This window comes from Crocosphaera watsonii WH 8501 (genome assembly GCF_000167195.1).
Lineage (GTDB): Bacteria > Cyanobacteriota > Cyanobacteriia > Cyanobacteriales > Microcystaceae > Crocosphaera > Crocosphaera watsonii.
Map to the genome: position 1 here is coordinate 1 of NZ_AADV02000176.1, position 8,394 is coordinate 8,394.

Here is an 8,394-nt window from a genome sequence, read left to right on the forward strand (position 1 = left end):
AAGTGAAGATCCAGTTGGGAAGGCTAAAGGTCAGAAATTTCACTATCACCTTTAAATGGTACGGGGTCCAATGCCATAAAAAGCAAAGATTATGCAAATTTGAGGTGGGAGAAGTAAAGTTGAGTAAAGAAAAAGAGGGCCAAATTTAGAAAGTATCCCTGGAAAGAGGAATGTTACTTTATGTGGGAATCAAGCAAACTTGGTTAATAGTCTGGAGTGAAAAAAGACAGAAAAGTGATTTGAAAAACTAGAAAAACACTTCCCAAGAAGAGAAGAAATCCCAAAAATTTCTTAAAGAAATACAATCTGAAGAATTGAACATCCTCAAGCTGCTCGATATAAATTAAAAGCTATTAATAAAAAATTGAGATTGTTGGAAATAAAAGAAGTTGAACTGATTGAAACTTACTCGAAAAAAAAGGAAAAGATTTATAAAATGATTAGTCTGATCATCAAAAAAGATGAAGAGATAAGTAGAAAGACTAAAGAAGCAGGAAAATTTATTTTAGCAACTAACTTAGTAGAGGAAAATAAATTAGAAGCTAGTGAAATTCTGATAACTTATAAAAACCAGCAATCTACGGAAAGAGGATTTCGATTTTTGAAAGATCCCTTATTTTTTACTGATAGTTTCTTCGTTGGAAAACCAGAAAGAATAGAAACAATGTTATTTTTAATGTCTTTGTGTTTGTTGATTTATAACTTGGGGCAAAGAGAATTAAGAAATTGTTTAAAAAGAGTCAAAAAAGGAATAAATAATCAAGTAGGGAAAGTAACATTGCGTCCGACTTTGAGGTGGATATTTCAATGTTTTCAAGGTATTCATTATGTGATTTTAAACGGAGTTAAACAAATTGTCAATTTAACAGAAGAAAGGCGTTTTATATTGAGTTTATTACCTGCATCTTGTCAAAGATATTATCTATAAATTGAATTGAATCAAGCAAAAATAATAAAAGAATAAGAGTCTAATGATATCAAATGAGAAGAGGAAACTCTCCTTCGTTTGTGCTGAGTCTTGCTAAGTTTTCAATAAGTATAAATCTTCTTAATTTGATTATTTTTCCTAAAAATTTAATGAAAAGAGAAATATTCTTGCCCAGGTATGATTTTCGGACTTTTTAAAACTATGTATTTTTTTATACTACATTTTGAAGTGCGGAATCTGGGTTATAACATTTTCTGCTCTCGTAAGGCTGTTTATTTGTTCTACTGTTTACAAAAGCCGTTGTTTTGTTAATACTTATTATAGGCTATTTAGTCAACGTGAGTTTTAGAATGTTAGTTAAATAACATTCACTCTGTGAAAACGATGAAAAGATGGTGGAAGAAGAGGAAAAAAACTAAAGTAGAAGTGAAAAAGATTTGGCAAGAATCTGGTAAAGGAGAAAAAAGGATTATTTGGGAAAAGCCAAAAGTCTCTTCCATTATTCATTGACATAGTTATTGAATTTTAATGAATTTATATATATAGAATTCTCTGATAGTTTTGAGAAAGTATCAAAGAGTAATTTAGTCTAAAATCACTTGCTTTGAATGTCAAGCTCACCACCTTTCATTTCCACTCTTTTTTGAATGGTTGACCCCAATATTTCCATGATTCCTTATTAAATGGACTTCTATATTTTATAATTAGCTCTCTTTCCCATTTTAACAAGATTTTCTTCTCAGGAGGAATATGTTCCCAAAAAGCAGAAACCACAGCGACATCTAAGTTATGTATCCGATGCAATTGAATGTAATTTCTGATATAATCCTTACAATCATGAACCCCCGACCATCTTTGATTAGCTGTTAGCTTGGTTTCACCGCAATATAATAAAATAGGTAACGTATTATCGATTATAAAATAAAGATAGCCCTTACTACTTTCGTCTGCAAACTGATACTTGGGTTCGGGCATTCTCCAAAATAAACAGTTATGTATTGGTAACTCAAAAGGTTTAATATCATCTACAGTATGCCATGAACTTTTAGGCATTTCAAATAATGTTTGTTGTTGTGGTTGACTATCTTTTATAGTTTCTTGATACTTAAATACTCTCTGCTTCCATTTAATTAAAGCTTCTCTATCCATAACAAGACTAGGTAGTCTCGATTTAAGAGATGAAGCATTTGTATCAAATAAGTTAAGTTGTTTCATTAATTTGCCCAAAGCTGAGTAAAGACTTAATGGCATTGACCTTATTTTTCACCATGTGGGAACTATAGCGCATTTCCAGCGACCTCACCCAGAGTTGAAAATCCTCTAAAACCACCGACCTTAATTCCTTATCAATGAAGGCTAAAAACTGCTTAATCGCACTTGTATAGGTCACTTGAGAGGTTTTTGACTTCCCCGTACCTAAAAAGTATACAAAAAGTATATTGATATTATCCTTAAAATATCTCATACTATAGATATAGTTTAAGGGACAAAAAATTATGGAAGATACAGTTGTTACCTTTACCGCTAACGATTTACAGTACATAAAAACTAACGGATGTGATAACAGTTGGGTTCTTAACAAAGATAGAGCAGGATCTTGTAAGTATCTGGTCTGCTGCCATTCCGAGGGGGCTAAAAAAAGACATGCGTTTGTGGTCGGCTTGATTAGTAGAATTCGTTTTGTCTGCGTCGATCAACATTCTGGAAAGGATCGTTGGGCTATCCACATTTCTGAATACGCAAGTATTGACATTCCTAATGTCTGGAACGGTCAGCACAATCCTGTTCGCTACACTACTTTAGAGTCCTTGGGAATTGATATTTCTACTCTCAATTTTGAAAAGATACAAAAGACTGAAAACAGTCACGTTCCTTCTTTATCAATAGAACAAGCAAAAGAAGGAATAGCTAAAAAGTTTAATGTTTTCCCAGAGCAAATTGAAATTGTCATCAAAGGTTAATGAATGTTGGTTAAATTTCAAAAATAAATCATTAGTTAATTAGGGTAGGAGATACAAAATGGCTCTTGAATTACATAATTTTATTTGGGAAGAAGAACGCTTAGTGCAAGTAGAAACTTAACCTCATCACATTGCTGGTGTCTTAGCTGAATTTCGTCAGATAATAGAAGAAAATGAACTTAATTTGGAAAATCTTTATTCAGCTTATTATGAATGTGAAGAAGATGGCACAACTACTTTTTACGAAGCAGAAAGTGCTGAAGCAGGTAGTCCTGGTATTTGGACATATATGGTGTATGACTGCGCCGCCGGTGAAGAAACTGTCGTCACTAATCTAGATATTAATACTTTAAAACCTGCTTTACAATTACAAAAATTAGTCAATTTTTGAAAGATAAAAGACAATAATCTGATTTAAAGCTAGTGAATGCTCTAAATTTTGCTCTGCCACAAGATTTCCCAAAGCTTAAAACAAAGAGCAATTTCTAAAAATGAATGACAAAGAACTAATTGAGGTTTAATCAATATGCAAGCAAATAAAGAATTAACTCCTACTTCAATAGAGGGTATATTCACAAATACACCTGAAGTTAGTATTCCTAATGAGGTAATGAATAAGGCTATAATTTGCAAATATTTCTTAGAGAAGACGTTAGGTACAGAAGTCCACCTTAATGTAGCTCATGGACCGTATGCTATTGGCGACATGGATCAATCAACTTGGTGGCTTGATCTTATCTCTAATACCCATTATTTAATATCTATGAGAGGAGCAAAACCAACTCCTCACGTAATAAAAGGATTAGAATATCTAAATGCTGGTTGCAAAGGTGTATCTATCAAGACTGTCTATCGAAGAGCCATGAAAGGGCAAGAAATCGTAAGCTGTGTCTAGTCTTTCATGAGGTTTTAAACTCATTATCCTTTAGAAAGCCAACTCCACTTCATCCCAAAAACTCGATAACTTGTAAGGGATAACCAGATCAGCAAACTTCACCAACACCTCCGATAGTTTTTGTGATACTGAGATAATTTTCCCTATCCCAGAGGTCGCCAAATTAATTACCTCCATTCCCACTTTTGGCAACGGGACAGCTTCAAAGGCTCCAGGAGTCGATTTATTATATACGGTCTGTCGTGCCACTTGATTATTCTCTCGTGCCAAATCTATGCTTTCCGACTTAACCATCGAATATTCCCTATCCTTCGTTAGCCAATGATCAAAGATCTCCTGACGGGTTTGAGGAGGAAGCAGATCCACTAATTTATAGATATGTTGTCGCTTGCCATCAATCATTCGCCGTTCACTGCGTTTCAAATCATAGCCAATTAAATTAAGCTGCTGTCGTGCCACTTTAATTGTGGGTAGGGTCATTTCCCCTGTGTTGGGGTTAGCTGTCGGTTGACAAACGGATATGCCAAAGATCGTCTTAATCTGGGAGGTATTATGAATAGCCATTTTTGCCCGACTAATTAAATCCTCATCGGTGGCCATAAATTCACGGTTCTCATTGACAAGAGACAGAACATTCAATGCCTCTAACCCCCTTACCTCACTAATCTTGGTGGTGCGGTTAACATCAGGAATAAAGGCTGACCCCTCATTATCATCTAATAACGTTTGTAACTTAGCTGTGTCTTTTGCTTCGACAAATTCACGCCCCATCGTTAGATTTGGACTTTGGATAAAAAACAATTGTTAGCGTAAATTTTACGCTAAACATATCTCCAGAGCTAAAATAGAGAATTAAGGTGATTTTAAAAACTCTCTTTCCATCTTTTTAGGGGATTTTAAATATTAAATAGCTTCATTCAGTTTCGGTTCCAATATAGATATCTAAGTAGCTTTCAGTTAGAGATTGAATGACTCGTTCTAATTCATCAATGAGATTTCTTCTAGTGAGTTTTTCTACAGCATCAATATGAGCAGAACTTCCGGCTCGTCCTAAATATTTATATTTGGTTTTTTTCTCATTATTATATGAACGGGAGGAGACGATTTCTTTAGGGGGAACATCAGGGAAAAAGTAACAAGCAACGGTGGAATTTGCCCATGAAATTTTGCTCAGTTCTTGGGATGAGTTAAGACGCTGGTTAGAAGAAGAAAAAGAAGCCATTATTCTCAAGAATTATTTAGCAGATGAAACGCGACGTTGGCAAAGATTAAAAGAAGCGCAAGGGGAGTCTCAGGCACGAAATGAGTTACTCAAAGGGTCTAGATTAGAGCAGATTGTGGGGTTAAGAGAGGCCAATGCTTTCAAGAAATTAGGTGGGTTGAGTCCCAATGAAAATGAATTTGTTAATTCTAGTGTTGCCTGGCGCGATCAATAGGAACGACAGCCAAAAAAACGACGGCGCAATACTATTTTGTCTCTGAGTGTCTTCTCTGTGATTGCTCTGGCACTGGGTAGCTGGGGTTGGTTGAGTAGTATAGAGGCTAGAAATAATTTAGAATTAGCCGACGCGAACGCACAAGAAGCTCAGGAGAATTTCGAGGATGCCTGTCAGGCAGTTGCAACGGCATACGCAGGATTTAGGGCCCTTGAGCAAGAAGGAGTGGTTTCTACTCTATCACCTTATTTTGGCAGACAAGGCCTAAAGGATATAAATCGAATTATTGAAAAGTGTCAACAGAATGGATATAGTGAGAGGTTTGCAGAATAGTGGGAATAATCTCAAGACATTTCGCTTAAATCGGCAAGACTTGAAGCGCCGCTAACTTCTGCACCGTCACCAGATCCACCCCCGCATCTAATAAATCACTACAAAACCAATACTACTTTAGTACCAAAACAGTATTTATCTAGTACCAATTTGATGTTGATAGAGTAGCTCCTCTCGCTCTAACGCTTTAGCATGAGTCAGAATCAGATAACGAATTAAAGCATTTTTACTCATTCCGGTTTGCTCACAAAGCCATTCTAATTTAGCAAACTCATATTCATTAAAAGGGACAGCGATTGACTTATATTTTCTAGGAGCGCGAGGATTAGGAGGTGCTGCCGATTCTCCAGTGGGAATGGTATCAGCTTTAGCCGCAAAATTCTCGATTTCTTGAGGCGTAGGGGTCTTGGGTCGAGGTTTACGCATAAATTAAAGACTTATTAGAAAAATTAAGATTAGCTCGTTCAGACAATTCAGTTACTAATGACTGGAATTCAGCCGCCGGTTTTGAATTACTCATTTCGACCACGCCCCGTCCCTCACTCATGCCATCTCGATACACCTTCCTTTCAAAAATAATCGTTTCTAGCAGTTGGATGTCAGAAAAATCAGCAAACACACTTTTTGATTGTGCTATTTCATTAATCGCTGGATTCGTGGGAGCCATCGTCAGTAAAGCAAACGGTTGAAGTTTGGGGTTAAGGTCTAACGCAGACGTAAGGATCTCCTGCATGGTCGGGAGTGTATCAAGATCCGGTTGGGAAGGACGAAAAGGCATCAGTAAAATATCAGCAGCAATCATCCCAGTGCGGAGTTCTCGGCTGTCTCGTCCGGCCGCATCGACCACCACCACTTGATAGCGTTGTGCGAGATCTAGCAAACAATGATGAATGTTGTCAGACTTCTGTACCGAATTGACCACAGGGAGTTGAGTTTCTTGACGATCTCTAACCCAATTGGTGGCCGTGCCTTGTTTATCCGCATCAACCAGAAGAACATCGCTCCCTTTGTGCGCTAAACAGGCCGAGAGATTAACTGCCGTTGTGGATTTCCCGCCCCCTCCCTTTTGGTTGCCGACAAGTATGATCATGGTCTAGCTTCAGTATTAAATAGATATTGTTTTGGCATCAAAGTGGTACTAACTTAGTATTCAAAGAACCCACTTAGTGTCCATTGACGTAGAAGAATGACAATAGTTTCAATTTGGTACTAAATCAGTATCAAATAAGTATTGTTTTAATCCTAAATAACTTTCGTTTTAATATTGACTAAATTGATTAGGGAAGTTTAGAATATGCCCTGACGATTAATGACGACTTCTTAGCGGGAGGTGGGTAATCTAAAAAGAGAGGACAGAAAAAAGAAATTAGACTGTTAATGCCTGATGCAATGATTGAAATTATTACTTCAACTTTTTATAAAATAGTTAATTATATTTATGGGGATGAAGTATGGAAATGGATTTTTCAGACGTTTGCTTCACCTATAGCTATTTTTTTTACAGGTTGGATTATTCAAAGGGGAATAGCTGAAAAGCAATTAGAAATTAACAAAAAAAATAGAGAAGAAGACATCTTAGAAAAGTACTTAGAAGATATTCAAAATTTACTACTACATTATATTTTTGACAACAAACTAAAAAGTGGATTAACTCAACGCATAAATGGATTAGTCTTTAATATAATTACAACTAAGACTGTAACCGTTCTCAGAAGATTAAATGAGAGTTCAAGTAAAACAATAATTTTACTATTTTTATATAATACTTCATTAATACAAAAGAGTGTAGAAGATGAGGGGCAAATAAATTTCTTCCAATCATGTAACTTTAGTAATATTGATCTTTCTGAGGTTGACCTTTCACGAGCCTATTTTTGTGGAATGAATCTATCTCAAACTAATTTTGAAGAAGCTGAACTTAAAAAAGTTGATTTTTCTGATGCTAACCTTGAAGAAGCTAATTTTAAAAATAGTTTTCTTCGTGGAGCTAATTTTTCTAATGCTAAGCTTAAAGAAGCTAATTTTTTCAAAGCTTGTCTTGGCGAAATTAGATTATCTAAAGATGTCAATAATATTATGATTTCTGGGGCTGATTTTTCTCATGCTGATCTTTCTCATGTTGATTTTTCTTATGCTGATCTCTCTGGAGTTAATTTTGAAGGAGCTTATCTTTTTAAAACAAATTTTAAAGGAGCTAAACTTAAAACAGCTAACTTTAAAGGAGCTTATTTAATCAATGTAAAAAATTTAACTAATTCTCAAATTAAATCATGTTGTTATTGGGATCAAGCATATTACAAGGGAGATTGGGATAAGTATAAAACTGAATGGATTTATAATGAGACAGCTAACAAAAAATTCATCAAGAAAATTAAGACAGATAAAGATTCTGAACCTGAAAAATTTCCTGATTATAGTCGATGGAAGAGATGGAAAGGTTATTCAGAACAACATAAAGTAGTTATTCCAATTAGTTACAAAATTCATTTATAGTAATTCTCATAATTGTGAGCAATACCTAATTGAATCTATTTCATCTGGTATTAGAAACTTCCAAACATAAACTCTGTCCCTCATGAGTCCCAAAAATTGTATATCAGAAAATAGAACTAGTTCAACAAATTCTGATTTCGTTGATTAGTATTTACCTCACGGGTTGACAAGCCGTTTAAAACCTGATTGAAGAGGTTTCAGCCGTGGCAATCGTCTATAATTGTCTAAACTAGAGGGTTTTGAGAATACCATATGATATCTCTTCGTTTTTGGGGAACAAAGTAAACGTTTCCCCCAGGTTATTCAAACAATCTGGAATATTTATAGAACAAATGTATTGAATCCTCC

Annotated in this window: 11 protein-coding genes and 1 pseudogene; 6 read left to right on the forward strand and 6 right to left on the reverse strand. The window is 35.2% G+C overall.

From position 1 onward, the window contains the following. Nucleotides 1-153: 153 nt before the first annotated feature. A pseudogene (locus CWATDRAFT_RS27455) lies at nt 154-928 on the forward strand (IS1634 family transposase); the annotation flags it as partial. Nucleotides 929-1,555: 627 nt separating this feature from the next. On the opposite strand, the gene CWATDRAFT_RS27460 reads toward CWATDRAFT_RS27455, so the two are convergent. Together CWATDRAFT_RS27460 and CWATDRAFT_RS27465 are read right to left on the reverse strand one after the other, a co-directional pair. Beyond that, nucleotides 1,556-2,179 (reverse strand): hypothetical protein, encoded by a 624-nt coding sequence (locus CWATDRAFT_RS27460; RefSeq protein ID WP_007308061.1) that lies wholly within the window; start codon nt 2,177-2,179, stop codon nt 1,556-1,558. Next, on the reverse strand, nt 2,130-2,318 hold the full coding sequence (locus tag CWATDRAFT_RS27465) for a hypothetical protein (RefSeq protein WP_021829472.1): 189 nt from the start codon (nt 2,316-2,318) through the stop codon (nt 2,130-2,132). The genes CWATDRAFT_RS27460 and CWATDRAFT_RS27465 overlap by 50 nt, the downstream gene beginning before the upstream one ends. Nucleotides 2,319-2,424: 106 nt before the next feature. On the opposite strand from CWATDRAFT_RS27465, the gene CWATDRAFT_RS27470 reads away from it, so the two are divergent. From CWATDRAFT_RS27470 to CWATDRAFT_RS27480, 3 genes are all read left to right on the forward strand, one after another. Further along, nucleotides 2,425-2,889 (forward strand): hypothetical protein, encoded by a 465-nt coding sequence (locus CWATDRAFT_RS27470; protein WP_007308053.1) that lies wholly within the window; start codon nt 2,425-2,427, stop codon nt 2,887-2,889. A gap of 184 nt (nt 2,890-3,073) precedes the next feature. Continuing rightward, nucleotides 3,074-3,280, forward strand: coding sequence for a hypothetical protein (locus CWATDRAFT_RS40620; protein ID WP_232287217.1), 207 nt, complete (start codon nt 3,074-3,076; stop codon nt 3,278-3,280). A gap of 219 nt (nt 3,281-3,499) precedes the next feature. Then, on the forward strand, nt 3,500-3,784 hold the full coding sequence (locus CWATDRAFT_RS27480) for a hypothetical protein (protein ID WP_232287218.1): 285 nt from the start codon (nt 3,500-3,502) through the stop codon (nt 3,782-3,784). 30 nt (nt 3,785-3,814) lie between these two features. Here CWATDRAFT_RS27480 and CWATDRAFT_RS27485 read toward each other — a convergent pair whose 3' ends face one another. After that, a complete protein-coding gene (locus CWATDRAFT_RS27485; protein WP_007308060.1) occupies nt 3,815-4,555 on the reverse strand; it encodes a hypothetical protein in 741 nt (246 codons plus the stop codon). Between the two features lie 142 nt (nt 4,556-4,697). Beyond that, entirely contained in the window at nt 4,698-5,006 is a 309-nt protein-coding gene (locus CWATDRAFT_RS27490; RefSeq protein WP_042712616.1) for a hypothetical protein, read from the reverse strand. On the opposite strand from CWATDRAFT_RS27490, the gene CWATDRAFT_RS38920 reads away from it, so the two are divergent. After that, the gene (locus tag CWATDRAFT_RS38920; protein ID WP_042712618.1) at nt 4,951-5,220 is read left to right on the forward strand and encodes a hypothetical protein; all 270 of its coding nucleotides are present in this window, start codon (nt 4,951-4,953) and stop codon (nt 5,218-5,220) included. The two genes, CWATDRAFT_RS27490 and CWATDRAFT_RS38920, sit on opposite strands and share 56 nt — an antisense overlap. 468 nt (nt 5,221-5,688) lie before the next feature. On the opposite strand, the gene CWATDRAFT_RS27505 is transcribed toward CWATDRAFT_RS38920, so the two are convergent. Both CWATDRAFT_RS27505 and CWATDRAFT_RS27510 read right to left on the reverse strand, forming a co-directional pair. Further along, entirely contained in the window at nt 5,689-5,979 is a 291-nt protein-coding gene (locus tag CWATDRAFT_RS27505) for a hypothetical protein (protein ID WP_007308059.1), read from the reverse strand. Further along, nucleotides 5,972-6,643 (reverse strand): AAA family ATPase, encoded by a 672-nt coding sequence (locus CWATDRAFT_RS27510; RefSeq protein ID WP_007308058.1) that lies wholly within the window; start codon nt 6,641-6,643, stop codon nt 5,972-5,974. Before CWATDRAFT_RS27510 ends, CWATDRAFT_RS27505 begins: the two co-directional genes overlap by 8 nt. Before the next feature lie 287 nt (nt 6,644-6,930). Between CWATDRAFT_RS27510 and CWATDRAFT_RS32120 the strand changes: the two genes are divergently transcribed. Further along, the gene (locus tag CWATDRAFT_RS32120) at nt 6,931-8,046 is read left to right on the forward strand and encodes a pentapeptide repeat-containing protein (protein ID WP_007308057.1); all 1,116 of its coding nucleotides are present in this window, start codon (nt 6,931-6,933) and stop codon (nt 8,044-8,046) included. Nucleotides 8,047-8,394 lie beyond the last annotated feature (348 nt).

Excerpts from the sequence above, each read along its gene's own strand:
- CWATDRAFT_RS27505 (WP_007308059.1), bottom strand. The coding sequence starts at position 5,979 with ATGCGTAAACCTCGACCCAAGACCCCTACGCCTCAAGAAATCGAGAAT.
- CWATDRAFT_RS32120 (WP_007308057.1), top strand. The coding sequence starts at position 6,931 with ATGCCTGATGCAATGATTGAAATTATTACTTCAACTTTTTATAAAATA.
- CWATDRAFT_RS27485 (WP_007308060.1), bottom strand. The coding sequence starts at position 4,555 with ATGGGGCGTGAATTTGTCGAAGCAAAAGACACAGCTAAGTTACAAACG.
- CWATDRAFT_RS27470 (WP_007308053.1), top strand. The coding sequence starts at position 2,425 with ATGGAAGATACAGTTGTTACCTTTACCGCTAACGATTTACAGTACATA.
- CWATDRAFT_RS27460 (WP_007308061.1), bottom strand. The coding sequence starts at position 2,179 with ATGCCATTAAGTCTTTACTCAGCTTTGGGCAAATTAATGAAACAACTT.
- CWATDRAFT_RS27480 (WP_232287218.1), top strand. The coding sequence starts at position 3,500 with ATGAATAAGGCTATAATTTGCAAATATTTCTTAGAGAAGACGTTAGGT.
- CWATDRAFT_RS27490 (WP_042712616.1), bottom strand. The coding sequence starts at position 5,006 with ATGGCTTCTTTTTCTTCTTCTAACCAGCGTCTTAACTCATCCCAAGAA.
- CWATDRAFT_RS27510 (WP_007308058.1), bottom strand. The coding sequence starts at position 6,643 with ATGATCATACTTGTCGGCAACCAAAAGGGAGGGGGCGGGAAATCCACA.